At 59.7% G+C, this 26,272-nt stretch carries 24 protein-coding genes; 14 read left to right on the top strand and 10 right to left on the bottom strand.

From position 1 onward, the window contains the following. Positions 1–36: 36 nt before the first annotated feature. The 3 genes from AB4N53_RS21235 to AB4N53_RS21225 all read right to left on the bottom strand — a co-directional run bounded on the left by AB4N53_RS21235 (position 37) and on the right by AB4N53_RS21225 (position 3,925). Entirely contained in the window at positions 37–456 is a 420-nt protein-coding gene (locus AB4N53_RS21235; RefSeq protein WP_460122926.1) for an acyl-CoA thioesterase, read from the bottom strand. Between the two features lie 102 nt (positions 457–558). Further along, positions 559–1,785 (bottom strand): 3-hydroxyacyl-CoA dehydrogenase, encoded by a 1,227-nt coding sequence (locus AB4N53_RS21230; RefSeq protein WP_460122923.1) that lies wholly within the window; start codon positions 1,783–1,785, stop codon positions 559–561. A gap of 211 nt (positions 1,786–1,996) precedes the next feature. Further along, entirely contained in the window at positions 1,997–3,925 is a 1,929-nt protein-coding gene (locus tag AB4N53_RS21225; protein ID WP_460122919.1) for a RecQ family ATP-dependent DNA helicase, read from the bottom strand. Positions 3,926–4,198: 273 nt separating this feature from the next. Between AB4N53_RS21225 and AB4N53_RS21220 the strand changes: the two genes are divergently transcribed. The 3 genes from AB4N53_RS21220 (at position 4,199) to nadS (ending at position 6,280) form a co-directional block, all read left to right on the top strand. Then, positions 4,199–5,341 (top strand): hypothetical protein, encoded by a 1,143-nt coding sequence (locus AB4N53_RS21220; RefSeq protein WP_460122916.1) that lies wholly within the window; start codon positions 4,199–4,201, stop codon positions 5,339–5,341. Between the two features lie 334 nt (positions 5,342–5,675). Further along, positions 5,676–5,990 (top strand): type II toxin-antitoxin system RelE/ParE family toxin, encoded by a 315-nt coding sequence (locus AB4N53_RS21215; RefSeq protein WP_460122913.1) that lies wholly within the window; start codon positions 5,676–5,678, stop codon positions 5,988–5,990. Positions 5,991–5,992: 2 nt separating this feature from the next. Further along, complete coding sequence (nadS, locus tag AB4N53_RS21210) at positions 5,993–6,280, top strand: NadS family protein (protein ID WP_016772178.1); 288 nt, start codon at positions 5,993–5,995, stop codon at positions 6,278–6,280. A 106-nt stretch (positions 6,281–6,386) separates the two neighbouring features. Here nadS and AB4N53_RS21205 read toward each other — a convergent pair whose 3' ends face one another. Together AB4N53_RS21205 and hslO are read right to left on the bottom strand one after the other, a co-directional pair. After that, entirely contained in the window at positions 6,387–7,928 is a 1,542-nt protein-coding gene (locus tag AB4N53_RS21205) for a phosphoenolpyruvate carboxykinase (RefSeq protein WP_016772179.1), read from the bottom strand. Positions 7,929–8,109: 181 nt separating this feature from the next. After that, positions 8,110–9,012, bottom strand: coding sequence for an Hsp33 family molecular chaperone HslO (hslO, locus tag AB4N53_RS21200; RefSeq protein ID WP_460122910.1), 903 nt, complete (start codon positions 9,010–9,012; stop codon positions 8,110–8,112). Between the two features lie 107 nt (positions 9,013–9,119). On the opposite strand from hslO, the gene AB4N53_RS21195 reads away from it, so the two are divergent. Beyond that, complete coding sequence (locus tag AB4N53_RS21195) at positions 9,120–9,920, top strand: phosphatase PAP2 family protein (RefSeq protein ID WP_460122907.1); 801 nt, start codon at positions 9,120–9,122, stop codon at positions 9,918–9,920. Between the two features lie 97 nt (positions 9,921–10,017). Here AB4N53_RS21195 and AB4N53_RS21190 read toward each other — a convergent pair whose 3' ends face one another. Further along, positions 10,018–10,428, bottom strand: a complete 411-nt coding sequence (locus tag AB4N53_RS21190) for an RNA-binding S4 domain-containing protein (RefSeq protein ID WP_460122904.1) — start codon at positions 10,426–10,428, stop codon at positions 10,018–10,020. Positions 10,429–10,544: 116 nt separating this feature from the next. On the opposite strand from AB4N53_RS21190, the gene rimA reads away from it, so the two are divergent. The 3 genes from rimA to rimK are packed head-to-tail and all read left to right on the top strand — an operon-like array spanning position 10,545 to position 12,721. Next, the gene (gene rimA, locus AB4N53_RS21185; protein ID WP_460125210.1) at positions 10,545–11,324 is read left to right on the top strand and encodes a S6 modification regulatory phosphodiesterase RimA; all 780 of its coding nucleotides are present in this window, start codon (positions 10,545–10,547) and stop codon (positions 11,322–11,324) included. Between the two features lie 15 nt (positions 11,325–11,339). After that, the gene (gene rimB, locus AB4N53_RS21180) at positions 11,340–11,819 is read left to right on the top strand and encodes a retropepsin-like aspartic endopeptidase RimB (RefSeq protein WP_016772184.1); all 480 of its coding nucleotides are present in this window, start codon (positions 11,340–11,342) and stop codon (positions 11,817–11,819) included. Beyond that, positions 11,816–12,721 (top strand): 30S ribosomal protein S6--L-glutamate ligase, encoded by a 906-nt coding sequence (rimK, locus tag AB4N53_RS21175; RefSeq protein WP_024011184.1) that lies wholly within the window; start codon positions 11,816–11,818, stop codon positions 12,719–12,721. The genes rimB and rimK overlap by 4 nt, the downstream gene beginning before the upstream one ends. An 85-nt stretch (positions 12,722–12,806) precedes the next feature. On the opposite strand, the gene AB4N53_RS21170 is transcribed toward rimK, so the two are convergent. Then, entirely contained in the window at positions 12,807–14,120 is a 1,314-nt protein-coding gene (locus AB4N53_RS21170; RefSeq protein WP_016770645.1) for an ATP-binding protein, read from the bottom strand. Between the two features lie 114 nt (positions 14,121–14,234). Then, entirely contained in the window at positions 14,235–14,975 is a 741-nt protein-coding gene (gene ompR, locus AB4N53_RS21165; RefSeq protein ID WP_137215064.1) for an osmolarity response regulator transcription factor OmpR, read from the bottom strand. 358 nt (positions 14,976–15,333) lie between these two features. On the opposite strand from ompR, the gene AB4N53_RS21160 reads away from it, so the two are divergent. The 7 genes from AB4N53_RS21160 (at position 15,334) to tauD (ending at position 23,682) form a co-directional block, all read left to right on the top strand. After that, complete coding sequence (locus AB4N53_RS21160) at positions 15,334–17,658, top strand: Tex family protein (protein ID WP_460122899.1); 2,325 nt, start codon at positions 15,334–15,336, stop codon at positions 17,656–17,658. Next, on the top strand, positions 17,658–18,041 hold the full coding sequence (locus AB4N53_RS21155) for a PaaI family thioesterase (protein WP_024011182.1): 384 nt from the start codon (positions 17,658–17,660) through the stop codon (positions 18,039–18,041). Before AB4N53_RS21160 ends, AB4N53_RS21155 begins: the two co-directional genes overlap by 1 nt. A 247-nt stretch (positions 18,042–18,288) precedes the next feature. After that, a complete protein-coding gene (gene gshA / locus AB4N53_RS21150) occupies positions 18,289–19,872 on the top strand; it encodes a glutamate--cysteine ligase (RefSeq protein ID WP_460122895.1) in 1,584 nt (527 codons plus the stop codon). Between the two features lie 208 nt (positions 19,873–20,080). Beyond that, complete coding sequence (tauA, locus tag AB4N53_RS21145) at positions 20,081–21,058, top strand: taurine ABC transporter substrate-binding protein (protein WP_460122892.1); 978 nt, start codon at positions 20,081–20,083, stop codon at positions 21,056–21,058. Positions 21,059–21,074: 16 nt separating this feature from the next. Next, positions 21,075–21,869, top strand: a complete 795-nt coding sequence (gene tauB, locus AB4N53_RS21140) for a taurine ABC transporter ATP-binding subunit (protein ID WP_460122889.1) — start codon at positions 21,075–21,077, stop codon at positions 21,867–21,869. Next, positions 21,866–22,699, top strand: coding sequence for a taurine ABC transporter permease TauC (gene tauC, locus AB4N53_RS21135; RefSeq protein WP_460122886.1), 834 nt, complete (start codon positions 21,866–21,868; stop codon positions 22,697–22,699). The genes tauB and tauC overlap by 4 nt, the downstream gene beginning before the upstream one ends. A 140-nt stretch (positions 22,700–22,839) precedes the next feature. Then, positions 22,840–23,682: a taurine dioxygenase gene (gene tauD, locus AB4N53_RS21130; protein ID WP_460122883.1), complete on the top strand. Its 843-nt coding sequence runs from the start codon at positions 22,840–22,842 to the stop codon at positions 23,680–23,682. A 160-nt stretch (positions 23,683–23,842) separates the two neighbouring features. On the opposite strand, the gene mgrA is transcribed toward tauD, so the two are convergent. Together mgrA and AB4N53_RS21120 are read right to left on the bottom strand one after the other, a co-directional pair. Then, positions 23,843–24,880 carry an L-glyceraldehyde 3-phosphate reductase gene (gene mgrA, locus AB4N53_RS21125; RefSeq protein WP_460122880.1) on the bottom strand — a complete coding sequence of 346 codons (1,038 nt, stop codon included), beginning with the start codon at positions 24,878–24,880 and terminating at the stop codon, positions 23,843–23,845. A 72-nt stretch (positions 24,881–24,952) separates the two neighbouring features. Next, positions 24,953–26,272: an LLM class flavin-dependent oxidoreductase gene (locus AB4N53_RS21120; RefSeq protein WP_460122877.1), complete on the bottom strand. Its 1,320-nt coding sequence runs from the start codon at positions 26,270–26,272 to the stop codon at positions 24,953–24,955.

The following is a 26,272-nucleotide window of genomic DNA, read 5'->3' as shown; positions in this document are numbered from 1 at the left end:
AATCGCAGCTTTTGGGCTGCGATTTTTTTTGCGCGTCTAGACCACCAGCCGCTCCAGCGCCCCGCGCAAACCTGCCGGAATCGGCACCGGCTGATTGCTCGCCCGATCGACAAACACATGCACAAACCGTCCCGCCGCACACGCCTCGCTTTCGCCGACCTTGAACACCGCCAGTTCGTATTGCACCGAACTGTTGCCCAGCTTGCCGACCCGCAGCCCGATCTCGATCAGATCCGGGAAAGCGATCGAGGCAAAATAATCGCAGGCCGAACTGACCACGAATCCCACCACTTCGCCGTCATGGATATCCAGGCCACCGACCTGAATCAGATAAGTGTTCACGGCCGTATCGAAGAAGCTGTAGTAGGTGACGTTGTTGACGTGACCGTAAGCGTCGTTGTCGTGCCAGCGTGTGGTGATGGGCTGGAAGTGCCGGTAGTCGGAGCGTTGATTCATGCAAGATTCTCGCATTTTCTTACTTGAAGTTGATCGTAAGGACGAACACTTTACCTGTGGGAGCGGGCTTGCCCGCGAAGGCGTCAGCACAGCCGACCGGTGTCAACGATCAGCAAACCCCTTCCCCTGCGCGGCCAGCTCACCAATCAAGCGCGCCGGCTTCCATTGATCGCCCTGGCGCGTCGCCAGCGCCAGCAAGCGCTGATGGATATCCGCCAGCCCTTGCAGATTCGCCCAGGCCATCGGCCCGCCCTTCTCCGCTGGAAAACCATAGCCGTTCAAGTACACCAGATCGATGTCATGGGCCGATCCGGCAATGCCTTCCTGGAGGATCTTCGCGCCTTCGTTGACCAGCGCCAGCAAACAGCGCTCAAGAATTTCTTCGGGGCCGATGTCGCGACGCTGGAAACCCAGCTCTTCGCTGACTCGCAGAACCAGCGCGTCCACTTCGGGATCATGCTCGGCCTGGCGACTACCCGGCTCATAGTGGTAGTAACCGTTACCGGACTTCTGCCCGAACCGGCCCATTTCGCACAGACGATTATCGATCTGAACCTCCGGCGCATCCTGCCCCTTGCCTGCGAGTACGCGGGCACGCCATTCCAGATCGATACCGACCACGTCGTACATGCGAAACGGCCCCATGGCAAAACCGAAGCCCTGTAGTGCGGCATCCACCTGCTGTGGATAAGCGCCCTCGAGAAGCATCTTGCGCGCCTCCAGTACATACGGATGCAGCATGCGGTTGCCGATAAAACCGTGACAGTTGCCCGACACCACGCTGACCTTGCCCATGCGCTTGCCGAGCGCCAGCGCCGCCTCCAGTGCCGTTGGCGAGGTCTGCGCACCTCGCACGATTTCCAGCAGTTTCATGATATGGGCCGGGCTGAAGAAGTGCAGACCCAGTACCTGTTCCGGGCGCCGGGTCGCAGCCGCGATAGCGTCGATGTCCAGCGCCGAAGTGTTGCTCGCCAGCAGAGCCTCGGGCTTGAGCAAGCCATCCAGCTCGCGAAAGATCTTCTGCTTCAGTTCAAGGTTTTCGTACACCGCTTCGATCACCAGATCGACATTGCGAATCGATGGGTAATCCGCCGCTGCTGATACGCGAGCAATTCGCGCATCTGCCTCGGCCTGATCGATGCGCCCCTGACGCACGTTGTGTGCATAGGTTTCGGCGACCGTTGTCAGTGCTTGCTCGAGCATCTGTGGATTGTTATCCACCCACTGCACACTCACGCCGGCATTGGCCAGGCACATGACGATGCCACGGCCCATGGTGCCCGCGCCGATCACGGCAGCCTGCTGAATATCGAAGGATGTCTGGCTCATGTTGTTCTCTTGTTGGCGATCCGAAGACAGATCCCAACCTTAGTCAGGCAACGAGGCTTTTTGAAGTTTATTAGCGTGATGATCGACATTCAGCGGATGGATAGAGGCACTGCCTTGATGACTCTTAACGTAGGAGGCGCCGACGGCTGCGATCCTTTGATCTTGAAGAAATCAACATCAAAGGATCGCAGCCTTCGGCAGCTCCTGCAGATCAGAGGTGCTCTTGCGCCCACTCGCGGACCTCGGCGTAGGGGTACTCTTCCAGCGCCGCGTATCCTGGAATCGCCCGCGCCTTGAGTTTGGTGAACAAAGGGACGCTGATTCCGCACAGGAATCGCGTCAGGCGTTCGGCCGATGGAATCCGCCCTGTGTGCTGCTCATGCCTGTGGATAAATTCATCACACAGTTCTGCGAAGTTTTTATCCACAAGCGGCGGCAACGGCGGCGGCTCGGGCAACCGCGCAATCTGGCCGTAACACACCGAACAATGCCCGCAATGCTCGGGGGCATTGTGATCACCGAAATACTCGGCCAAGCGATAACCCAGGCAGCGTTCCGTGGCGAACACATCAAGCATGGCGTGAATCCGAGCCACTTCGGTCTGTTCATGGCGAGTGAAATACTCGTGCAGCTCAGCGCTCAGGGCGTCGCTGGCAAAATCACTGCGCAGCAGGCTGTAAACCTCGGTCATTTGCTTGCTTTCAAGCTCGACCCAGCCCTTCTCCTGAAAATAATCCAACGCTGTCACCACCCGATTGCGCTCGGCGGAATACTGCGAGTACATCGCCTCGAAATTCACCGTGGCCCAAGTGCGTGCTCGCGTAGAGGTCTGGATGATCGCCGCTACGAAATCCCTGCGCTCGCCTTCGAAGCGCTGGAGCAGCGCTTCAGGCTCAAGCAGATATTTGAAGCGGTATTCGGCGTAATAGGCGTAACGCGGCGCGATCAGACCTCGCAGCTCCAGCTGCACCAGCAGAGTCTTCAACGGCAACGCGCGTATATTGCTCTGATCCGCCAGCGGCCCAAGCAGAAACTCCCACTGCCCCTCAGGCACCGAAGCTTTCAGTTCATCAAGCACATAACGAATGCCATCACGCTCGGGTGTATCGCCGTAAACGAAGTTCTCGAGCACATTGAGGCTGTCGCGGTTGGCCAGGACCAGGCAGTCGGAGGGCTGTCCGTCGCGTCCGGCACGGCCAATTTCCTGACTGTAGTTTTCGATGGATTTGGGCAGATCGAAATGCACGACGTTACGGATGTCGCTCTTGTCGATGCCCATCCCGAAAGCGATGGTGGCGACGATGCAATTGGACTGCCCGGCCATGAAGCGGCGTTGGATGCTTTCACGCTGATCGTGGGGCAAACCGGCGTGGTATGCCTCGGCCTGGATTCCATTGCGTTGAAGATGTTCGGCAATGTGCTCGGCGGTCTTCTGCAACGTCACGTAGACAATGCTCGGTCGCCCGGGACGCTCGGCCATCCATTCGACCAGACGTCGACGTTTGTCCTGACCGCGTACAGGCTCGACCAGCAAATTGAGGTTGGGCCGATAGAATCCGGTGGTCACCACGTCATCAGGGGCGATGGCGAATTTGGCCTGCATGTCGGCGATGACCTTCGGTGTAGCCGTGGCGGTAAGCAGCAGTGCCTGCGGGATGTTGAACTGGCGCTGGTAGTCCGGCAATTTCAGGTAATCAGGCCGAAAATTGTGCCCCCATTCGGAGATACAGTGAGCCTCGTCGACTACCAGCAACGAGATCGGCACCTGCTGCAGGAAGTTGCGGAAGCGCTCGTTTTTCAGGCGTTCGACGGAAATCATCAGGATCTTCAATTCACCCGAACGCGCACGGGCCATGACGTCATTGGCGTCCTCGCGGCTCTGTGCCGAATCGATGCTTCCGGCCGAAATGCCGTGGCGCTTGAGAAACGCCAGTTGATCCTGCATCAACGCCAGCAGCGGCGAGACCACCAGTGTCAGGTGCGGCAGCAGAAGCGCCGGCAACTGATAGCAAAGCGATTTGCCGGAGCCGGTAGGAAAGATCGCCGCCGCCGAGCGCCCCGCCAGCACCGCGCTGACAGCGGCCTCCTGACCGGGGCGAAATTGTGGATAACCAAAAACCTGTTCCAGGGTGTGGTGCATTTGCTGTCACTCCTTTGACTGCTGCCATGCCCAAAGCCTAGCGGGCGATTGCAGCGAGTCGAGAAAAGGTCGGGGTTGAATCGATACTGAATGATACATGGGAAGCGAAAACCAAGCGTGTAACAATCGAAGCGCCTCGACAAACTTTCGAAAGCTCAGCTACATATATATAACAAATTTAAACATTACAAACGCAGACACAACAGCACCCTTTATTTATAACAACAATTCAAACTAACTTGACTGCTCTTATTCATAAGCAAGAGCAACGAAATGACAACTTTAACAATATTTTTCTGCGGCACCGGCTCCAACAAGTTTGATGACAAACATAAAAGCTTCTGGGACGGCGAAATCGTTTCTACGCTCGCTGCACACCACAGCGGACGCGAATTTGCCGAGTGGATCGTCGTCGATGGCCCTGGCAGCGGCAATCTGCAAGCCGACGACCTGTTCACCAAGACCTCTGAGTACGGCATGTCCGGCACCCTGTTCGGTAAAGGCTGGGACGAAAACGTGCAACACGCCGTGAACATTATCAAAGGCAAATGCGACTGGCAGCGTAAACAACTGACTGAGGCAGAATATAACCGTCTGAAAGCAGCAGGGATCCCTATTGAAGATGTAAAAGTGGAAGGCTCCTGGTTTTGGCGCCAGTATAACTATGGCGACCGGAGTATCACGCAACAGAAGTTGCAGGAACAGATCATCAAGACTTTCCGCAAGGACGGCATTATTCCCACGCGTGTCAATCTGCTCGGCTGGAGCCGTGGCGGTATCAGTTGCCACATGCTCGCCAATGCAATGTTCAAGGATGCTGCACTCAAACATATTCCCGTAAACATCTTTGCGATTGACCCAGTTCCGGGCATCGGCAACTTCCAGGAAAACCGCGTCAAACTCGCATCCAACGTCAAGGAATACATCGCCTTCTATGCCCGCGACGAGCGCTCAAAAGGCTTCAGCTGCGTGATCCCGCAAACCGCCACCGGCAGCAAAACCTCGATCTATCCAATGGCCGGTCGCCACGCCACCCTCGCTGGCAACGCCACGGCACTCGGCGGCGAGCCGAGCAGCAGCAGCGACCTCAACGCACTGATCGAACCCGGCCTTATCGTTCGCCATCTGGCGGAAACCTGCCTCAAGCGTTGGGGCGTACCACTGGGCAAAACTCTCAACCTGAGCGATGCCGACCTGCGCCGCCTCACCGGCGCCATCGTTAGCGACGAAGCGCGCTACAAGAAGATGCACAGCCAGTCCTACACCTGGTTCACCGAGCTGGACAAAGGCGAGCGCTATGTCTCGCTGGGCAGCAAAGGCGTGCCGTTTTCAGCAGTCAAAGGCACGATCTACCGCCCGGCAACCGGACTGACCACAAGCCTGCTGGATATTTCCGGTTACCAGCATCTGCGTTGAAAGGCGTTGAAGAATCGGTAGCAACGTCTGGTGCTTTGTTCGTCCCGTTCCTACTTCACGCGATGCCTTGTCGGCTATCGCGAGCGGGTGGTGCGAACCTATAGTCGTGGGTATCGCTGCTTTGGTCAGCGACCCACATCACCCATGCTCTGTACCTGCTGACAGGTCGGCTGCGAGCTGCTGCAAGTCGCGCAGACACAGATGCTCAACTGGAAAGCCCCTACCTAAGCCGAGCAGCCTGATCGCCGCCGATCATCTGTCGGCGACCAGGCACCAGTCATCGTTATCAACACTTCAGCATTGCCTGGAAGTAAGTCACTGGCGTACATTGACCATGATTTTTATTGAGACTTCAGTCTTCACCCGCCGAGTAAGAGAGTTACTGGACGACGATGCCTACGCCACCTTTCAAAAGCAGTTGGTCGCAAACCCGTCTATTGGCGATGTAATCGAAGGAACCGGCGGGGTGCGTAAAGCACGAGTCGCCTCCAAAGGCCATGGCAAACGGGGTGGCGCACGGGTTATCTACTACCACTTCGTTTCAGCATCACAGATCGCGTTGTTGATGATCTATCCAAAAAACGAGCAGCAGGATCTTACCCATGACGAACGGAAAGCACTGAAGGCCATGATTGAAAACTGGAGGTAACCATGAGCAAGTTTTTTGATGAGCTGATGGAAAGCGTGCAGGAAATGGATGAGATTCTTCGGGGTGAAAAAAAGCCGTCCCGCGAATTCTATGTGGATGCATTACAGGTTAAACAGATTCGCAAAGCGACGGGAATGACGCAGGCAAAGTTCGCAGCCTTGATCGATGTCCAGTTGGGAACGTTACGCAATTGGGAGCAAGGTCGTCGTCAGCCGACTGGGCCGGCCAAAGCACTACTCAAGGCCATTCATAACGATCCTGTTCATGTGCTGAGTGCACTGGCTGATTGACAGATAGCCAGGGCAAGCCAAGTCTTTGAGTCCAACCAAGCTGCATTTCAGATCGGAAAAAAAAACCGCCCCAAAGGGCGGTTTTTTATTCACTGCAAACCATTACTTACAACTTCGGCCCAGCCGCCTTGATCGCGTCGCTCACTTCGAACTTCTTGAAGTTCTCGATGAACAGACCGGCCAGTGCTTTCGCTGCCTCGTCGTACGCTGCCTTGTCAGCCCAGGTGTTGCGTGGGTTGAGCAGGTTGGTGTCGACGCCCGGAACGGCCAGTGGCACGTCGAGGTTGATGGTGTCGAGGTGCTCGGTGGCAGCACCGATCAGAGCGCCGCTCTGGATCGCGGCGATCACTGCGCGGGTGGTCGGGATGTTGAAGCGTTGGCCGACGCCGTAGCCGCCGCCCGTCCAACCGGTGTTGACCAGGTAGACCTTGGAGCCGAAACCGCGAATGCGCTTGATCAGCAGTTCGGCGTATTCGCCAGCCGGACGCGGGAAGAACGGCGCGCCGAAGCAGGTGGAGAAGGTCGACTTGATGCCGCTGCCCGAACCCATTTCAGTCGAGCCCACCAACGCGGTGTAGCCGGACAGGAAGTGGTAGGCCGCTTGTTCTTCGTTGAGGATCGATACTGGCGGCAGTACGCCGGTCAGGTCGCAGGTCAGGAAGATCACCGCGTTTGGCTCGCCGCCCAGGTTCTTCTCGGAACGCTTGGCAACGTGCTCCAGCGGGTAGGCGGCGCGGCTGTTCTGGGTCAGGCTGACATCGGCGTAGTCGGCGTGCTTGGCGTCGTCGATGACGACGTTTTCCAGCACCGCACCGTGCTTGATGGCTTTCCAGATAACCGGCTCGTTTTTCTCGGAGAGGTCGATGCACTTGGCATAGCAACCGCCTTCGATGTTGAAGACCACGCCTTCGCCCCAGCCGTGTTCGTCGTCACCGATCAGGTAACGGCTTTCGTCGGCCGACAGGGTGGTTTTACCGGTGCCCGACAGACCGAAGAACAGGGTCACGTCGCCGTCTTCGCCGATGTTGGCAGCGCAGTGCATTGGCAGCACGTCAGCGGCCGGCAGCAGGAAGTTCTGCACGGAGAACATGGCTTTCTTCATCTCACCGGCGTAACGCATGCCGGCGATCAGCACTTTCTTCTGCGCGAAGTTGATGATCACGCAACCATCGGAGTTGGTGCCGTCACGCTCAGGCACGCACTCGAAGTTGGCGACGTTGAGCACTTGCCATTCTTCACGGCCAGCCGGGTTGTACTGGGCCGGGTTGATGAACAGGCAACGACCGAACAGGTTCTGCCAGGCAGTCTGCGTGGTCATTTTCACGGCCAGGTAGTGATCTTCCGCCGCGCCTACATGCACGTGGGAAACGAAGTGCTCTTGCGCGTTGTTGAAGGCCTCGACGCGAGCCCACAGGGCATCGAACTTGTCGGCCGGGAACTTGCGGTTGATCGGGCCCCAGGCGATAGCGGCCTGGGTGGAAGGCTCTTCAACGATGAAACGGTCGACTGGCGAACGGCCGGTGCGGTGACCGGTGCGAACAACCAGAGCGCCGGTATCGGCAAGCTCGCCTTCACCGCGATTCAGGGCTTCTTTTACCAGATCATCAACACTCAGATCGGTGTACACGGCGTTATTGGCTTGCGTCATGAGGTTCCCCGTCGGCCAGTGGCCGAGTGTGCTCCAAACGTTTTGTAGTAGAAAGTCGTGCACTACTACCGCGAAAAAAGTGGGCCGGATTATGCCAGAAAAGCCCAAAAAGAGTAGGGTCCTCCCGTCGTAACGGCGATATTCCGTCATTACGCAGTGAATTTACCTGCGCTGAACCGTTTTAGTGACGGGTATCTGACGGCGTATCGACGCCCGCGCCAGCGAACAATTGAGCAATATCGGCCGCGTCGAACAGGTACTGCTGATTGCAGAACTGGCAATCGATCTCGACGGTGCCACCCTGTTCGGCCACCAAAGCTTGCGCGTCTTCCAGCCCAAGACTGACCAGCGCATTGCCGGAGCGTTCCCGCGAGCAGCTGCAGTTGAAGCGCAGATGCTGCACATCGAACAGACGCACCTGCTCCTCGTGGTACAGGCGATGCAGCACGGTTTCGTTGTCCAGGCTGAGCAGTTCATCGGCGCTCAAAGTACTGGCGAGCGCGGTGAGGTGCTGCCAGCTCGCAGCGCGTTCTTCTTCGTCTTTCAGGCGGTCGGCGGGCAGTTGCTGCAGCAACATGCCGCGCGCGCGGCGACCGTCGGCGAACAGTTTGAAGCGCGTGCCGACCTGCTGCGACATGACGAAATAGTTGGTGAAGCAATCGGACAGGGTTTCGCCGTCGAGATCGACGATGCCCTGATAGCGCTGGCCAACCGTCGGATCGACGGTCAGGGCCAGAACACCGTTCGGCATCAGGTCGCTGAGGGTGGCGTCCGCCGCGATCTGCTCGGCTTCGTAACGCGCCAGGCCACGGATTTCGCGATCGCTGGAGCACTCGATCATCAGCATCGGGATCGGGCCTTCGGAGCGCGCCTGCAAAATCAACAAGCCGTCGAACTTCAGGGTGCCGACCATCAACGAGGCGGCCGCCATCAGTTCGCCCAGCAGTTGCGCCACTGGCTCCGGGTACGGGTGTTTGGCGAGGACTTCGGCGTAGCTGCGCTCCAGCGCTACCAGTTCGCCGCGAGTGTCGCTGTCATCGAAGATGAAGCGTTGAGTGAAATCGGTATCCGCTAGGTCGGTCATAGGTCTGGGTATCTGAATGTGATGACAAAATGATTACAAAACGTGAAAATTTGCGCTTGCTGGCACTTTTTTTGGTGCCGGCGCTTTTTCGCCATGGGAGGCATTTTATGAACAATCCGGGTTTGTTCCAATCAAGGTGGAACCTCGGCCGGCTGGTTCTGTGTAACGTAGTGCCGTTGGCGCTACTGGCTTTCTGGTTATGGCCTACGGGCCAGATGCTGTGTGTGATTTTCGACGAGTGGCTGTTCCGCTCGCTCAATGCACCGCTGGCCAGCAACCCGATATGGCTCCACATCTGGGCAATTGCAAGTCTGCGCCCGTTCGACATCGTCGTCGGACTGATTCTGCTGACGCTGCTGATCAAGGGCGACTGGGTTTTCAGGGCGATTGACGTGCGCCGCGCATTCTTCGGTTTTTTCTCGATCCTGCTGTTGATGGTGGTGATCCGCGCGCTGTTTTCCAAATTCGCCGATCACATGGGCTGGCAGCACAGCAGTCCGTCGATGGTGCTTGAGGGCGCCGTGCACATCAGCGATTACTTTCCGCACCTGGAAAAAACCTGGGAGCTGAAGGATCGCTCGGGCCAGAGTTTTCCGGGTGATCATGCCTCAGTGTTGTTGATCTGGGCGTTGTTCATGGGCGTGTTCAGCCGCACCATCGGCCAGTTTCTGACGGTCTGGGGTCTGGCTGTGCTGTTCATGTTGCCGCGCCTGGTGGCTGGCGCGCATTGGGGTCAGGACGATTACATCGGCGGCGTGTTGCTGGCGGTGTGGGCGTTGGGCTGGGGTTACTACACGCCATTTGCCTATCACGCGTCGAACCTTTTGTTGAAGCTCACCGCGCCGGTTTTCGCGCTGCTGGGCAAGTTGCCGATGGTGTCGCGGATGAGTGTGGTGCGTAGCGCCTGATACCGCGTCGTACTCGATTCGCGAGCAGGCTCGCTGCCACAGACGACTCGATCAAATGTGGGAGCGAGCCTGCTCGCGAAGAGGTCGGCACAACGTTTCAATCTTCGTTGCTGCTACCGCGAAACTTGAACAGATCACGCCGCTGTTTCTTGCTCGGCTTGCCATCGGTACTCACGCCCAACGACCCCGCCTTGCGCATTGCCGCAGCCGCTTCACGCTTGGCGACACTCGCTTCGGTCTCGGCATACAAGGTTTGCGCCTCGGGCGCGCCACGGCGCACGATCGACAACGCCTCGACCCTCACGGTGCGCACTTCGAAGCCGGTGCGAATCTCGAACTCATCACCGATGCGTGGTTCCTTGCCCGGTTTGCAACGCTCGCCATGGCAATGCACCTTGCCACTTTCAATTGCTGCTTTGGCCAGCGCACGGGTCTTATAGAAACGCGCCGCCCATAGCCATTTATCGAGACGGACCTTGTTGTCGTCCTCCTCCTGCTTCTGTCCCATATGAATTCCTCGCTCAGCCAGTAGTCGGAACTGTACTACCGTTTCTGTCGGGCGCAAGAACCTGGCCCTCCAGATAGACTGTGATCTTCGCCGCCCGAACGGCCTGGAGTGACCGCGTGACAAAATTTCCAACTTCATTGACCTCGCCCAAGGGCGGTTGCCAAGGCTGCCAGCAGAGCGAGCCGCTGGACTTCGATTTTGCCTTCGCCTACCAGCCGATCGTCGACCTGCGCGACCAATCGGTATTCGCCCACGAAGCGCTGGTGCGCGGCGTGGCCGGTGAGGGCGCGCTGTCCGTGTTAAATCAGGTTACAGAAGACAACCGATACCGCTTCGACCAGCTCTGCCGGACTCGCGCCATCGAAGGCGCGGCCAGTCTTAATATGCAGACACACTTGTCGATCAACTTTTTGCCCAACGCCGTCTACCGTCCAGAGCTATGCATTCGCAGCACACTGGAGGCTGCACGAAAACACAACTTTCCGATCGACCGGCTGATTTTCGAAACCCTGGAAATCGAGCACGTAGATAATTATCGCCATTTGACCAATATTCTGCGTGAATACCGCGAATTCGGCTTCAAGACCGCCATCGACGATTTCGGTGCCGGCTATTCGGGGCTCAATCTGCTGGCTGATTTCCAACCGGACCTGATCAAACTCGACATGGCGCTGATCCGCGATATCGATCAAGACCGTGTCCGTCAGGTGATCGTGCGGGGGGTTGTCACAATGTGTGCGGAGTTGGACGTTACAGTTATTGCCGAAGGCATAGAAAGCGCCGGGGAACGGGATTTCCTCGCGGACTGTGGAATATTCCTGATGCAGGGCTACTGGTTCGCCAGACCTGCATTCAAAGCGTTGGCCCAGGTGCCGGACGAGGCCTGGAAGCGTTAACCCTTGGTTTTTTCTTTGAAGACATTTGATCATTTGACCGTCGTCGGTCTGCGCGAGTGGGTGGCGCTCCCGGGCCTGGGAGTCGCCGGTCTGCGCGCAAAAATCGACACCGGCGCCAGCACCTCCAGCCTGCACGCCACCGATATCGAACCGTTCGAACGTGACGGCGAGAAATGGGTGCGCTTTACCGCGCACCTCGGCACGGTGGTGCAGTTGCGTCACCGGCGCTGCGAAGCGCCGCTGGTCACGCGCAAAACCATCAAGAGCTCCAACGGCCATGCGCAAGTGCGCTATGTGATCAGCACCACGCTGGCCCTGGGTGATCGGGTCTGGCCAGTGGAATTTACCCTCGCCTGCCGCAAGTCCATGCGCTATCGCCTGTTGCTCGGTTCCAAAGCCCTGATCGATGGCCAGTTGGTGGTCAATCCGGGCATCAAATATGTACAAGACAAGCCGGTGTTCCCGGTATCTACCTCCTCCACAGGTGTTGCATGAAGATCGCTGTGCTGTCGCGTAATCCGCGTCTGTATTCCACCCGCCGTCTGGTCGAAGCCGGAATCGAGCGCGGGCATGAAATGGTGGTGATCGACACCTTGCGCGCCTACATGAACATTGCCAGCCACAAGCCGCAGATCCACTACCGCGGCAAACCGCTGGAAGGTTTCGACGCGGTGATCCCGCGGATCGGCGCGTCGGTGACGTTCTACGGCTGCGCGGTGTTGCGTCAGTTCGAAATGATGGGCGTGTTCCCGCTCAACGAGTCGGTCGCCATTGCCCGCTCGCGGGACAAATTGCGTTCCCTGCAGCTCCTGTCGCGGCGCGGGATCGGTTTGCCGGTCACCGGTTTTGCCCACTCGCCGGACGACATTCCCGATCTGATCGCCATGGTCAACGGCGCACCGCTGGTGATCAAGGTACTCGAAGGCACCCAGGGCATCGGCGTGGTGCTGTGCGAAACCGCGACGGCCGCAGAATCGGTAATCGAAGCGTTCATGGGCCTGAAGCAGAACATCATGGTCCAGGAGTACATCAAGGAAGCCGGCGGCGCGGATATCCGCTGCTTCGTGGTCGGCGACAAGGTGATCGCAGCAATGAAGCGTCAGGCCAAACCGGGGGAATTTCGCTCCAACCTGCATCGCGGTGGTAGCGCCAGCCTGATCAAGATCACCCCGGAAGAACGCATGACCGCGTTACGCGCTGCCAAGGTCATGGGCCTGGCGGTGGCGGGTGTGGATATCCTGCGCTCCAATCACGGGCCGCTGGTGATGGAAGTGAATTCGTCGCCGGGACTGGAAGGGATCGAGACCACCACCGGCAAGAATGTCGCCGGGATCATCATCGAACATCTTGAAAAAAATGGCGGGCCGAATATGACCCGCACCAAGGGCAAGGGCTAGAAAAGCAGCTGCTAGCGGCAAGCTTCAAGCGGCAAGTGAAAAGCGCTCTTGCTTCTAGCTTGCAGCTTGCAGCTTGTAGCGGCTTCTAGACTGCATCTCGGGGCAACATCAATCCAAGCGGCAATCTCACCCGCGCCTCAAGCCCACCGCCGGAGCGGTTGCGCAATTCGACATTGCCGCCATGCATCGCCGCAATCCTTTTCACGATCGCCAGTCCCAGCCCGGTACCTTTGCCACCGCGAGCCCGATCACCTCGGGTAAACGGGTTGAAGATCGCTTCAAGCTCGGACGGATCGATCCCGGCGCCACGGTCCATTACGCTCAGGACCACATACGGCGCGCTGGTGTCTCCCGACACATAAGCCGCCACTTCAACGCCGGTGCCAGCATGATTCAAGGCGTTGCCGATCAGGTTGTTGAGCAAGCGTTTCATTGACACGCGACGCAGCGGGAACGGCTGGATCGGTTCCAGGCGCAAACGTACTTTTTCTTCGTTCTGGTTGTACGGCGCGGCGACTTCACGCACCAGATCGCTGAGGTCGACTTCTTCCACCGACTCGTCGCGACCATCGCGAATGAACGCGAGGAACTGGTCGAGAATCGCATCCATATCTTCGATGTCGCGGACCATGTCGTCGGTGAGGTCGGTGTGATCGCCCATCAATTCCAGCGACAGGCGCAAGCGCGTCAGCGGTGTGCGCAAGTCGTGGGATACCCCGGCGAGCATCAGCTCACGCTCGCGCCCGGCCTGCTCGACGTCCTCGGCCATCTGGTTGAAGGCGCGGTAAACCTCGGTCATTTCGCTGGGCGTGTCGCTGATCGGCAGGCGCACGCTGCGGCCTTGGCCGAGTTGTCGTGCGGCATAGACCAGGCGCTTCAGCGGCTGGTTGAGCTGGCTGACGAAAATCCATGCCGACGCCGTCGACAAGAGGCCGATGGCAAGGAACCAGCCGAGCACGTTCCAGATTTTCTGGCCGCGCAATGGATGCGGATACAACGGCACTTTCAGCCAGCCATCGCCCAGGCTCGGCGCGCGAACCCACAATGCCGGCGGCGAGTGCATGCGCAAGCGCACCTCGGTGTCGGCACCCAGTTCCGCCTGCATCTGACGCTGATAGATTTCGCTGTACGGCCAGTGCTGTTCGCCTTCCGGCACACCGGCGCCCACCACACGAATCAGGGTTGCGGCATCGGCAATTTTTGCACGGTTTTCTTCATCGGCGGCCCAATAGGCGCGCAGCGTCAGAGCTACGCCATGGCTGTATTGGCGATCCACCAGCACGTCCTCGTTCATCAACAGATAAACCAGGGTCAGCGCCTTGGAAAACAGCACGACGATGAGCACCAGCCAGAGGGTGCGGGAGAAAAAGCTTTGGGGGAACCAGACGGGGGTTTTCATCTTTAACCGCTACACACTTGCAGGAGCGAGCAATGCTCGCATATTGCGGATTGCGAGTCTGTGGCAATGGCCTTGCGGCCAGAGCCTTGCAGACCCGCTCCTACAAATCACCGATCACTTGGTGGCGGTGCCATCCGGTACGAACACGTAACCCACGCCCCAGACGGTCTGGATGTAGCGCGGTTTCGACGGATCGGGCTCGATCATCCGGCGCAGACGCGAAATCTGCACGTCGATGGAACGCTCCAGCGCATCCCATTCACGGCCACGGGCGAGGTTCATCAGCTTGTCACGGGTCAGCGGCTGACGGGCGTTCATCACCAGCGCCTTGAGTACCGCGAACTCACCGGTGGTGAGCATGTGCACTTCTTCGCCACGCTTGAGTTCGCGGGTGGCCAGCGACAATACGTAATCACCGAAGGTGACGTTTTCGTCTTCGCTGCCCGGCGCGCCCGGTACCGGTGCGGCCTGACGGCGCAACACCGCTTTGACCCGCGCCATCAGCTCGTCAGGGTTGAACGGTTTGGCCAGGTAATCGTCGGCGCCCAGTTCGAGGCCCTTGATACGGCTCAGCTCATCGCCCTTGGCGGTGAGCATGATGATCGGGATCTGGTTGTTCGCGCCACGCAGGCGGCGGCACGCGGTCAGGCCGTCTTCGCCCGGCAGCATCAGGTCGAGGACGACCAGATTGAACACTTCACGCGCCAGCAGACGGTCCATCTGCTCGGTGTTCGGAACGGTACGGGCACGGTAGCCCTTGCTGACGAAGAAACGCTCCAGCAGGCTGCTCAGCCCCGGATCGTCATCAACGATTAGAATTTTTTCGCCTTCAGCCGTTTGTGCAGTGCTGCTCATTGGATGCTCCTTTTAGCTCGGCGCGCATTATGGCGTAGCTGCCGTTATACGCACCGTGTGCATTGTTAGCAGATTTTTCCTTCACTGCCAGAAAACCGGGGTTTATGCCTACAGCCTGCAACGCCCCCGAATGACAGAACGCTGGTTATAATGCGCGGCGTTTTGCGCCAGGCAACGTCTGAATCGTTACCGTAAGTGGCCGGTATTTTTTCCGGCCCTGTGCAGCAACTGTTCGATTTTACGGGTCAATGGGCTGCCTCTTGATCCAGGCAGCGGCAATCTACTAGCCGCTCAATCAGCCTCCAGGCCTTTATCTGCGTGCCTGAGAGCCTGCTTTCATACTATGTCAGGTGGTTTTATGGACAGCATCAACAGCCGCATCGCCGAGGAACTCGGCGTACGCCCACAACAGGTCGAAGCGGCCGTCGCGCTACTCGATGAAGGTTCTACCGTTCCCTTCATCGCCCGTTACCGGAAAGAAGTCACCGGCAGCCTCGATGACACCCAGTTGCGTCATCTGGAAGAGCGCCTGCGCTACCTGCGAGAACTCGACGAACGGCGCATCAGCATCCTCGCCAGCATCGAAGAGCAAGGCAAACTCACTCCTGCCCTCGAGCGCGACATCAAGCTCGCCGACACTAAAACCCGTCTCGAAGACTTGTACCTGCCGTACAAGCAGAAGCGCCGCACCAAGGGCCAGATCGCCCTCGAAGCCGGCCTCGGTGAACTGGCCGACGGCTTGTTCAACGACCCGAACCTGTCGCCGGAAACCGAAGCCGCGCGCTTCGTCGACGCCGAAAAAGGCGTGGTCGATGTCAAGGCTGCGCTGGAAGGCGCCAAGTACATCCTCATGGAGCGCTTCGCCGAAGACGCCAGCCTGCTGGAAAAGCTGCGCAATTTCCTCAAACAGGAAGCGATCCTCAGTGCCCGCGTCATCGCCGGCAAGGAAGAGGAAGGCGCCAAATTCCGTGATTACTTCGAACACGACGAGCCGCTGAAAAGCATGCCGTCGCACCGCGCGCTCGCCATTTTCCGTGGCCGCAACGAAGGCATTCTCAGCTCTGCGCTGAAAGTCGGCGATGAGCTGCCCGGCACCATGCACCCGTGCGAAGGCATGATCGGCCAGCAGTTCGGCATCCAGAACCAGAACCGCCCGGCGGACAAATGGCTGGGCGAAGTGGTGCGCTGGACCTGGAAGGTCAAGCTCTACACCCACTTGGAAACCGACCTGCTGGGCGAGCTGCGCGACGGCGCCGAAACCGAAGCGATCAACGTCTTCGCGCACAACCTGCACGACCTGCTGCTGGCCGCTCCGGCTGGCCCGCGTGCAACCCTGGGCCTCGACCCGGGCCTGCGTACCGGCTGCAAGGTGGCCGTGGTCGACTCGACCGGCAAGCTGCTCGATCACGCCACGGTTTACCCGCACGTACCGCATAACAAGTGGGATCAGACCATCGCCATTCTGGCCGCCCTGTGCGCCAAGCATTCGGTGGACCTGATTGCCATCGGCAACGGCACTGCCAGCCGCGAGACCGACAAGCTGGCGATCGAGCTGATCAAAAAATATCCAGCAATGAAAATGACCAAGGTCATGGTGTCCGAAGCCGGCGCCTCGGTGTACTCGGCCTCGGAACTGGCGGCCAAGGAATTCCCCGATCTCGACGTGTCGATCCGTGGCGCCGTGTCGATCGCCCGTCGCCTGCAGGATCCGCTGGCCGAGCTGGTAAAAATTGATCCGAAATCGATCGGTGTCGGCCAGTACCAGCACGACGTCTCGCAGCTGAAACTGGCGCGCGGTCTGGATGCCGTTGTCGAGGATTGCGTGAACGCCGTAGGCGTGGATGTGAACACCGCCTCCGTGGCCTTGCTGGCGCGGATCTCCGGCCTCAACGCAACGCTGGCGCAAAACATCGTTGCTCATCGTGACGAACACGGCGCGTTCAAAACCCGTGCAGCGCTGAAGAAAGTCGCGCGTCTGGGCGAAAAAACCTTCGAACAGGCCGCCGGTTTCTTGCGCGTGATGAACGGCGACAACCCGCTGGATTCGTCGGCGGTGCACCCGGAAGCCTATCCGCTGGTGCAGCGCATTGCCGCTGAAACCGACCGCGACATTCGCTCGCTGATCGGCGATGCCGCGTTTCTCAAGCGTCTGGATCCGAAGAAATTCACCGACGAAACTTTCGGTCTGCCGACTGTCACCGACATCCTGCAAGAACTGGAAAAACCCGGTCGTGATCCACGTCCGGAGTTCAAGACCGCCGAGTTCCAGGAAGGCGTCGAGGACCTCAAGGATCTGCAACTGGGGATGATCCTTGAAGGCGTGGTGACCAACGTTACCGCGTTCGGTGCGTTCGTCGACATCGGCGTGCATCAGGACGGTCTGGTGCACATCTCGGCGCTGTCGGAGAAGTTCATCAAGGACCCACGCGAAGCGGTCAAGGCCGGTGACGTGGTGAAAGTGAAGGTCATGGAAGTCGATATCCCGCGCAAACGCGTCGGCCTGTCGATGCGCATGAGCGACACTCCGGGCGAGAAGGTCGACGGCGCCCGTGGCTCGCGTCCGGGCTCGGCACCGCGCCAGTCTTCGGGCAACGCGCCGCGCAAGGAAACCGCCACCGCCGCGCCGGTGAACAACGCGATGGCCTCGCTGTTCGCCAACGCCAAACAGTTGAAGAAACGCTGATGGACATGCCGGCCGGGCTCGTCGAGAGCGCGTTTTTCAAGCTGTTGGGCTGTCGCCTGCACAGTCTCGAAACCGGGGTGGCGCAAGTCGCCCTGGCGCTTGAGCCCGAACTGCGCAACCGTGGCGGCAAGCTGCACGGTGGCGCGCTGTTCAGTCTGGTCGACATTGCCATGGGCCTGGCGTGTTCCAGCAGCCATGGCTTTGATCAGCAGAGCGCGACCATCGAATGCAAGATCAACTACATCCGCGCCGTCTCCGACGGCGAGGTGTTGTGCACGGCGCGGGTGATTCATCCGGGCCGGCGCACGCTGGTGGTCGAAGCCGAGGTGATGCAGGGCGACAAACTGGTCGCAAAAGCACAAGGCACCTTCGCTGTCCTGTAGATGTTGCTCATCATTTTGAGTTAATTTCGGCGCAACGAATCCTGTAGGAGCTGCCGCAGGCTGCGATCTTTTGATTTTGTTTTTCAACAGCAAGATCAAAAGATCGCAGCCTTCGGCAGCTCCTACGGGTTCATGTGTGCGGCTGACAGGCTAGAAAACCAGGCGATAACGCCAGTTTCAACTTCACCCTTGTAGACCGTCCTGCCCACCCCCATATTGGGGCGACTGACGCGTGAAGGAATCCAAATTGAGCGAACTTCTCAACCGCCGCCTGGCTCTGCTCGGCGAGCGCGCTAACCTCTCTCTGCTCAAGCAGTGCCTGCACGGTATCGAACGTGAATGCCTGCGCGTGACCAGTGAAGGTCGCCTGGCGCAAACGCCGCACCCCGAAGCCCTGGGTTCCGCGCTGACCAACGAACAGATCACCACCGACTACTCCGAGTCGCTGCTGGAATTCATCACGCCTGCCCTGCCGGATCCTGCCGACACGCTGGCGAGCCTGGACAAGATTCATCGTTTTGCCTACAGCAAACTCGGCAACGAGTACCTGTGGAGTCCATCGATGCCGTGCCCGTTGCCGGCCGAGGAAGACATCCCGATCGCCTATTACGGCACCTCCAACATCGGTCAGCTCAAGTACGTCTATCGCAAGGGCCTGGCCCTGCGTTACGGCAAGACCATGCAGTGCATCGCTGGGATTCATTACAACTTTTCCCTGCCGGAACAGCTCTGGCCATTGCTGCGCGAAGCCGAAGGTTTCGTCGGCACTGACCGCGACTTCCAGTCGGTGTCCTACATCGCCCTGATCCGCAACTTCCGTCGCTACAGCTGGCTGCTGATGTACCTGTTCGGTGCCTCGCCGGCGCTGGACGCCGGCTTCCTGCGCGGGCGTTCGCACCAGCTCGAACAGCTCGATCCGGACACGCTGTATCTGCCGTACGCGACCAGCCTGCGCATGAGCGATCTCGGTTATCAGAGCAACGCCCAGGCCGGCCTGACACCGTGCTACAACGATCTGGCGAGCTACACCGACAGCCTGCGCGAAGCCGTGGCCACGCCGTACGCGCCGTACGTGGAAGTCGGCACGCACAAGGATGGCGAGTGGGTGCAACTCAACACCAACATCCTGCAGATCGAAAACGAGTACTACTCCAACATCCGCCCGAAACGCGTGACCTACACCGGCGAGCGGCCGATCCAGGCGCTGATGGCGCGCGGCATCCAGTACGTCGAAGTGCGCTGCCTGGACATCAACCCGTTTCTGCCGATGGGCATCGACCTCAGCGAATCGCGCTTCATCGACGCCTTCCTGCTGTACTGCGCGCTGAACGACAGCCCGCTGCTGACCAACACTTCGTGCGGCAACGCCACCTCGAACTTCCTCAGCGTGGTCAAGGAAGGTCGCCGTCCGGGCCTGCAATTGCAGCGTGACGGTCAGCCGGTCGAGATGAAACAGTGGGCGGCGGAGCTGCTGGAACAGATTGCTCCGCTGGCGGCCATGCTTGATCAGAGCGTTGGCGGTGATGCCCACAGCAAGGCGCTGGATGCGCAACTGGCCAAGGTCAACGACCCGTCGCTGACACCATCGGCGCAGGTGCTGGCCGCCATGGCCGAGCACAAGGAAAGCTTTGCGCAGTTCTCCCTGCGCCAGAGCCAGGCCCATGCCGAGTTCTTCCGCAGCGAGCCGTTGGCAGCTGACGAGCAAGCGAGGTTTGAAGAACTGGCGCGCGCGTCGCTGGCACAGCAGACCGAGCTTGAGCAGAACGAGGTCGGCGATTTCGATGTGTTTGTCGGCGCGTATCAGGCGAGCATCCTCGCCATTAGTAACTGATATAGAAGATCCTTCGGCCCTTTTCGCGAGCAGGCTCGCTCCCACAGAGGAATTCGTCTCCTGTGGCAGCGAGTCTGCTCGCGAACGGCCGCTGCGCTTAGATTTTTCCGCTCATAAGCTCATTCGAAAAAGTTATTTATTTCGCGATTCTTAGATCATTTAGTCTCCACTCATGCCGACATTCGGTCGCCTGATCTGGAGCTCTCAATTGAAACTGAATTTCCCGCTTCGCCTGCTCGCCGCCGCCTCGCTGGCCGCTGCAAGCTTCCTGGCCCAGGCGGCCGATCTCACCGTTGCCTACCAGACTACCGTCGACCCGGCCAAAGTCGCTCAGGCCGATGGTGCATACGAGAAAGCCACCAAGGCCGACATCAGCTGGCGCAAGTTCGATAACGGCGCCGACATCATCGCCGCCATCGCATCCGGCGATGTGCAGATCGGCTATCTCGGTTCGAGCCCGTTGACCGCTGCGATCACCCGCAAGGTACCGGTAGAAACCTTCCTGATTGCCACGCAGATCGGCGCCGCTGAAGCACTGGTCGCGCGCGACGGTTCCGGCATCAAGACTCCGCAGGATCTGATCGGCAAGAAAATCGCCGTGCCGTTCGTGTCCACCGGGCACTACAGCCTGCTCGCCGCGCTCAAGCACTGGAACATCGACCCGTCGAAAGTCACCGTGCTCAACCTCGCGCCGCCAGCGATCATCGCCGCGTGGAAGCGCGGTGACATCGACGCCACTTACGTATGGGATCCGGCACTGGGTGTGGCCAAGGAAAACGGCACAGTGCTGATCACCTCCGGCGAACTGGCCAAGTTCGGCGCGCCGACCTTCGACGCGTGGATCGTGCGCAAGGACTTCGCCGAGAAGCACCCGGAAATCGTCACCGCGTTCGCCAAGGTCACCCTCGACGCCTACGCCGATTACCGCAAAGACCCACAGGCCTGGCTGGCCAACCAGAGCAACGTCGACAAACTAGTGAAGCTGTCTGGCGCCAAGGCCAGCGACATTCCATTGCTGCTGCAGGGCAACGTCTACCCATTGGCGGCGGATCAGGTCAGTGACCTCGGCGCGCCAACCACCAAAGCCATCACCGACACCGCCGCGTTCCTCAAGGAACAAGGCAAGGTCGAAACCGTGCTGCCGGACTACGCGCCGTACGTCAGCGCCAAATACATCACCAATTGATCGGGAGATAACAGCGATGGCCTTGCTACAGCTGGAGCGCATCAGCGCACAGTACCCGGGCAGCCCGGAGCCGGTGCTGACGGATATTTCTCTGACCCTGGGGCCGCAGCAGTTGCTGGTCGCCCTCGGCCCGTCCGGCAGTGGCAAGACTTCGCTGTTGAACCTGATTGCCGGTTTCGTCGAACCGAGCGCCGGACGCATCACCCTCGACAGCGTGCCAGTCAAAGGCCCGAGCGCCGAACGTGGCGTGGTGTTCCAGGATGACGCTTTGCTGCCCTGGCAGGACGTATTGGCCAACGTCGCCTTCGGCCTCGAACTGGCCGGTGTCGCCAAGGACAAGCGGGAAAAGACCGCCCGGGAAATGCTCGCGCTGGTCGATCTCGCCGGTTTCGAAGACCGACGCATCTGGCAATTGTCCGGTGGCCAGAAACAACGCGTCGGCCTCGCCCGCGCCCTCGCCGCCGATCCGCGCGTGCTGCTGATGGATGAGCCGTTCGGTGCGCTTGATGCATTCACTCGCGAACAGATGCAGGAACTGTTGCTGCAAGTCTGGCAACGCACGGCCAAGCCGGTTTTCCTGATTACCCACGACATTGAAGAGGCGGTGTTCCTCGCCACGGACCTGATTCTGCTGGCGCCGAATCCAGGGCAGATCGTCGAGCGCCTGCAATTGGATTTTGGTCAGCGTTACGCCGCTGGCGAGTCGGCCCGCGCGATCAAATCCGATCCACGCTTTATCGAAACCCGCGAGCACGTGCTGAGCAAAGTCTTCTCGCAACGCAGCGTCGTACCCCGGCAGGAGCGCGCATGAGCAGTTACGACGTAACCGCTGCGGCGGTGAAAACACCTTCGGTGAGCATCCCGGTGCGCCGCAGCCTCAGCACCCGCTGGATCAGCCTGCTGACCCTGTTCGGCCTCTTGGCGATCTGGTGGGCGGTGACCGCGACCGGCCTGATCGAACCGTTGTTCTTGCCACCGCCTTCTGCCGTGCTGCAAAAAGGCTGGTTGCTGGCGACCTCGGGATACATGGATTCGACGCTGTGGCAGCACCTGGGCGCCAGCCTCAGCCGCATCGGTCTGGGTCTCGCTTTTGCGATTCTGACCGCCGTGCCGGTGGGCATTGCCATCGGCGCCAACCGCATCGCCCGTGGTGTGCTCGATCCGCTGATCGAGTTCTACCGCCCGATCCCGCCGCTGGCGTATCTGCCGCTGATCGTGATCTGGTGCGGGATCGGCGAGTTGTCGAAAGTGCTGCTGATCTATCTGGCGATTTTCGCGCCGATCGCCATCGCCACCGCGACGGGTGTGCGTACGGTTGATCCGGCAAAACTGCGCGCGGCGCAGTCGTTGGGCGCGACGCGCGTGCAGTTGATTCGTCATGTGATTGTGCCCAGCGCTCTGCCGGACATTCTCACCGGCGTGCGCATTGGTCTGGGGGTTGGCTGGTCGACGCTGGTCGCGGCTGAACTGATCGCGGCCACCAGTGGCCTGGGTTTCATGGTGCAGTCGGCCGCGCAATTTCTGGTCACCGACGTGGTGGTGCTGGGGATTCTGGTCATCGCCCTGATCGCCTTCGCCATGGAAATGGGCTTGCGCGCATTGCAGCGCAAACTCGTGCCATGGCACGGCCAGGCGCACTAAAACATCTTTTGAATCCCCCCTGTAGGAGCTGCCGAAGGTTGCGATCTTTTGACTTTGATCTTTACCAAAACAAGATCAAAAGATCGCAGCCTTCGGCAGCTCCTACAAATGGTGGTTTCACCGAATTGAAGAGAACGACCATGAGCACCCTCAACATCACCCCGTTAAGCTCGGCCCTCGGCGCGCAGATCAGTGGCGTCGACATCAGTCAGCCGCTGAGCCTGGAGCACCGCGACGCCATCGAACAGGCGCTGCTCAAATACCAGGTGCTGTTCTTCCGCAACCAGCCGATCGAGCCGGCGCAACAGGCACGTTTCGCGCATTATTTCGGCGACCTGCACATTCACCCGATCTACCCGAACGTACCGGAACAACCGGAAGTACTGATCCTCGACACCGCCGTCACCGACGTGCGCGACAACGCGATCTGGCACACCGACGTGACCTTCCTGCCGACCCCGGCAATGGGCGCGGTGCTCAGCGCCAAGTTGCTGCCGGAGTTCGGTGGCGACACGTTGTGGGCCAGCGGGATTGCTGCGTATGAAGCGTTGTCGGCGCCAATGAAAACCCTGCTCGAAGGCCTCACCGCCACCCACGACTTCACTCGCTCGTTTCCACTCGAGCGCTACGGTAATACACCTGAGGCGCTGGCTCAGTGGGAAGAGGCCCGACGCAAGAATCCGCCGCTGTCGCACCCGGTGATTCGTACGCATCCGGTGAGCGGCCGCCGATCGCTGTTCGTCAGTGAGGGGTTCACCTCGAAGATCAACGAGCTTTCGGAAACCGAAAGTGAGGCAATCCTGAAGTTTCTGTTCGCCCACGCGACCCGGCCGGAATTCACCATCCGCTGGCGCTGGCGGAAAGACGACATCGCCTTCTGGGATAACCGCGTGACCCAGCATTACGCGGTGGATGATTACCGCCCGGCGCGGCGGGTGATGCAGCGGGCGACGGTGTTGGGGGATGTGCCGTTCTTTAAGTGATTGCTGATTTCTTCGCTGTCTGAACTGGCCCCTTCGCGGGCAAGCCCGCTCCCACAGCTAACTGTGCCGTTCACACATTCTGCGAACGACTCGACCCCTGTGGGAGCGGGCTTGCCCGCGAAGGCGTCAGAGCAGGCGCCGAGTAACCTGGCGCGTGCCGTTACTCCGCCGTCGAAGGCTTCTCCCAAAGATTGATCCCGCCCTCCTGAGCAAACCGATCAATCTCCGCCAGCTCTTCAGCACTGAAATCCAGATTCTTCAACGCGCCGACGTTCTCGATGATCTGCTCCGGCCGGCTCGCGCCGATCAGTGCCGAGGTCACTCGCGGATCACGCAGCGTCCACGCCAGTGCCAGTTGCGCCAGACTCTGGCCGCGACGCTGAGCGATCTCGTTCAGCGCCCGCACGTGAGCGATATTGGCCTCGGACAAGTGCGAAGCCTGCAGCGAGCCGCCGCCCGGGCGATTGACTCGCGCATCGGCCGGCACACCGTTGAGGTATTTGTCGGTAAGCAAGCCTTGCGCCAAAGGGGTGAAGGCGATGACGCCCGTGCCGAGTTCATCGGTGGTATCGAGCAGATCCTTTTCCACCCAGCGATTGAGCAGGTTGTACGCCGGTTGATGGATCAACAGCGGCACTTTCCACTCTTTCAGCAGCGCGGCCATTTCGCGGGTTTTCACTCCGGAATAGGACGAGATCCCGATGTACAGCGCCTTGCCCTGCTGCACAGCGGTGGCGAGGGCGCTGGCGGTTTCTTCCAGCGGGGTATCCGGGTCGAAGCGGTGCGAATAGAAGATATCCACATAGTCGAGGCCGAGGCGTTGCAGGCTCTGGTCGAGGCTGGCCAGCACGTATTTGCGCGAACCGCCGCCCTGGCCGTAAGGGCCGGGCCACATGTCCCAACCGGCCTTGCTGGAGATGATCAACTCGTCGCGATACTGCTTGAAGTCTTCGCGCAGCAGGCGACCGAAATTGGTCTCGGCGCTGCCGTAGGGCGGGCCGTAGTTATTGGCCAGATCGAAATGGTTGATGCCCAGATCGAACGCGGTGCGCAGCAAGGCACGCTGGGTCTCGATCGGTGTGCTGTCGCCGAAGTTGTGCCACAGCCCCAGCGACAAGGCCGGCAGCACCAGACCGCTGCGGCCAACGCGGCGGTAGGGAATGGAGTCGTAGCGGTTTTCGGCAGCGGTGTAAGTCATCGAATCCTCTCTTGTCTGTCTTGAAATGGGTGTCGATTGCTCCCGTGGGAGCGAGCCTGCTCGCGAAGGCTGTTACGCAAATCTATTGCCGGGTCGAGCCAGGCCAAGGTTCTGCCGCAACGTGCGGCCTTCATATTCATTTCTGAACAAGCCACGCCGCTGCAGTTCCGGCACCACGCCTTTGGCGAAATCTTCCAGCCCGCCGGGCAGGTGCGGCACGAGCACGTTGAAGCCATCCGCCGCGCCGTGCTCGAACCATTCCTGCAGGCGATCGGCAATCTGCGCCGGCGTCCCGACCAGGCTGTAATGCCCGCGCCCGCCAGCGATCCTGCGACCGAGTTCGGCGAGGGTCAGGTTCTCTCGCCCCGCCAGCTCGGTCAGCAGTTTCTGTCGGCTCTGCTGGCCGCTGTCAGTCAGCGGCAACGGCGGCAGCGGCCCGTCCAGCGGGTACTTCGATAAATCGAAGTTGCCCAGCATACGCCCAAGCAGCGCGACGCCCACCTCCGGTTCGACCAATTGCTGAAACGTTTCACATTTTTCTCGCGCTTCGGCTTCGCTGGCACCAACCACAACAAACACACCGGGCATGATTTTCAGCGAATCGGTACTGCGCCCGAACCTGGCCAAGCGTCCCTTGATATCGGCATAAAACGCTTGAGCGGCGGCTAGCGAGGTCTGCGCGGTGAACACCACTTCAGCGGTTTGCGCGGCCAACTCACGCCCGGCCTCGGAAGATCCGGCCTGAACAATCACCGGTTGTCCCTGTGGCGAGCGCGCGACATTCAGCGGGCCTTTGACCCGGAAATGTTCACCGACATGGTCGAGCACATGCAGCTTCTGCGGGTCGTAATAGGCGCCGCTGGCCTTGTCGCGGTGGAAGGCATCGTCCTCCCAACTGTCCCAGAGCCCGGTAACCACCTGATGAAATTCGCGGGCACGGCTGTAGCGTTCGGCATGGCCGATGTGAGCGTCGCGGCCGAAATTCAGCGCCTCGGCGGCGTTGTCCGAAGTCACCAGATTCCATCCGGCACGTCCGCCCGACAAATGATCGAGCGAGGCGAACTTGCGCGCCACGTGGTACGGCTCGTTGTAACTGGTGGTGGCTGTGGCAATCAGGCCGATGTGCTCGGTCACTGCGCTCAGCGCCGAGAGCAAGGTCAGCGGCTCGAAGTGATCGGAGCGCGCCATGCGGCTGGCGATGTCCTGGGTCGGTGCAGCGACGCTGTCGGCGACAAACAGTGCATCGAACTTTGCCGCTTCGGCAATCTGCGCCAGCCGTTTGTAATGGGTGAAATCCAGTCCCGCATCCGCCGGTACATCGGGATGCCGCCATGCCGCTACGTGATGCCCGGTGGCCATGAGAAACGCACCGAGTTTCATCTGCTTGCTCAT

This window comes from Pseudomonas sp. H3_E04 (genome assembly GCF_054668915.1).
Note: the sequence above shows the minus strand (reverse complement) of the source record. Positions and strands in the feature narration are given on the sequence as shown.

What these genes read in the sequence shown, in the direction of transcription:
- AB4N53_RS21230 (WP_460122923.1), bottom strand. Translation starts at nt 1,785, where the DNA reads ATGAGCCAGACATCCTTCGATATTCAGCAGGCTGCCGTGATCGGCGCG.
- nadS (WP_016772178.1), top strand. Translation starts at nt 5,993, where the DNA reads ATGAGCAAGTTTTTTGATGAGCTGATGGAAAGCGTGCAGGAAATGGAT.
- AB4N53_RS21170 (WP_016770645.1), bottom strand. Translation starts at nt 14,120, where the DNA reads ATGAAAACCCCCGTCTGGTTCCCCCAAAGCTTTTTCTCCCGCACCCTC.
- AB4N53_RS21155 (WP_024011182.1), top strand. Translation starts at nt 17,658, where the DNA reads ATGGACATGCCGGCCGGGCTCGTCGAGAGCGCGTTTTTCAAGCTGTTG.
- AB4N53_RS21235 (WP_460122926.1), bottom strand. Translation starts at nt 456, where the DNA reads ATGAATCAACGCTCCGACTACCGGCACTTCCAGCCCATCACCACACGC.
- AB4N53_RS21220 (WP_460122916.1), top strand. Translation starts at nt 4,199, where the DNA reads ATGACAACTTTAACAATATTTTTCTGCGGCACCGGCTCCAACAAGTTT.
- AB4N53_RS21225 (WP_460122919.1), bottom strand. Translation starts at nt 3,925, where the DNA reads ATGCACCACACCCTGGAACAGGTTTTTGGTTATCCACAATTTCGCCCC.
- ompR (WP_137215064.1), bottom strand. Translation starts at nt 14,975, where the DNA reads ATGAGCAGCACTGCACAAACGGCTGAAGGCGAAAAAATTCTAATCGTT.
- tauC (WP_460122886.1), top strand. Translation starts at nt 21,866, where the DNA reads ATGAGCAGTTACGACGTAACCGCTGCGGCGGTGAAAACACCTTCGGTG.
- rimK (WP_024011184.1), top strand. Translation starts at nt 11,816, where the DNA reads ATGAAGATCGCTGTGCTGTCGCGTAATCCGCGTCTGTATTCCACCCGC.
- mgrA (WP_460122880.1), bottom strand. Translation starts at nt 24,880, where the DNA reads ATGACTTACACCGCTGCCGAAAACCGCTACGACTCCATTCCCTACCGC.
- tauD (WP_460122883.1), top strand. Translation starts at nt 22,840, where the DNA reads ATGAGCACCCTCAACATCACCCCGTTAAGCTCGGCCCTCGGCGCGCAG.
- AB4N53_RS21195 (WP_460122907.1), top strand. Translation starts at nt 9,120, where the DNA reads ATGAACAATCCGGGTTTGTTCCAATCAAGGTGGAACCTCGGCCGGCTG.
- tauB (WP_460122889.1), top strand. Translation starts at nt 21,075, where the DNA reads ATGGCCTTGCTACAGCTGGAGCGCATCAGCGCACAGTACCCGGGCAGC.
- AB4N53_RS21120 (WP_460122877.1), bottom strand. Translation starts at nt 26,272, where the DNA reads ATGAGCAAGCAGATGAAACTCGGTGCGTTTCTCATGGCCACCGGGCAT.
- AB4N53_RS21160 (WP_460122899.1), top strand. Translation starts at nt 15,334, where the DNA reads ATGGACAGCATCAACAGCCGCATCGCCGAGGAACTCGGCGTACGCCCA.
- AB4N53_RS21205 (WP_016772179.1), bottom strand. Translation starts at nt 7,928, where the DNA reads ATGACGCAAGCCAATAACGCCGTGTACACCGATCTGAGTGTTGATGAT.
- hslO (WP_460122910.1), bottom strand. Translation starts at nt 9,012, where the DNA reads ATGACCGACCTAGCGGATACCGATTTCACTCAACGCTTCATCTTCGAT.
- AB4N53_RS21215 (WP_460122913.1), top strand. Translation starts at nt 5,676, where the DNA reads ATGATTTTTATTGAGACTTCAGTCTTCACCCGCCGAGTAAGAGAGTTA.
- AB4N53_RS21190 (WP_460122904.1), bottom strand. Translation starts at nt 10,428, where the DNA reads ATGGGACAGAAGCAGGAGGAGGACGACAACAAGGTCCGTCTCGATAAA.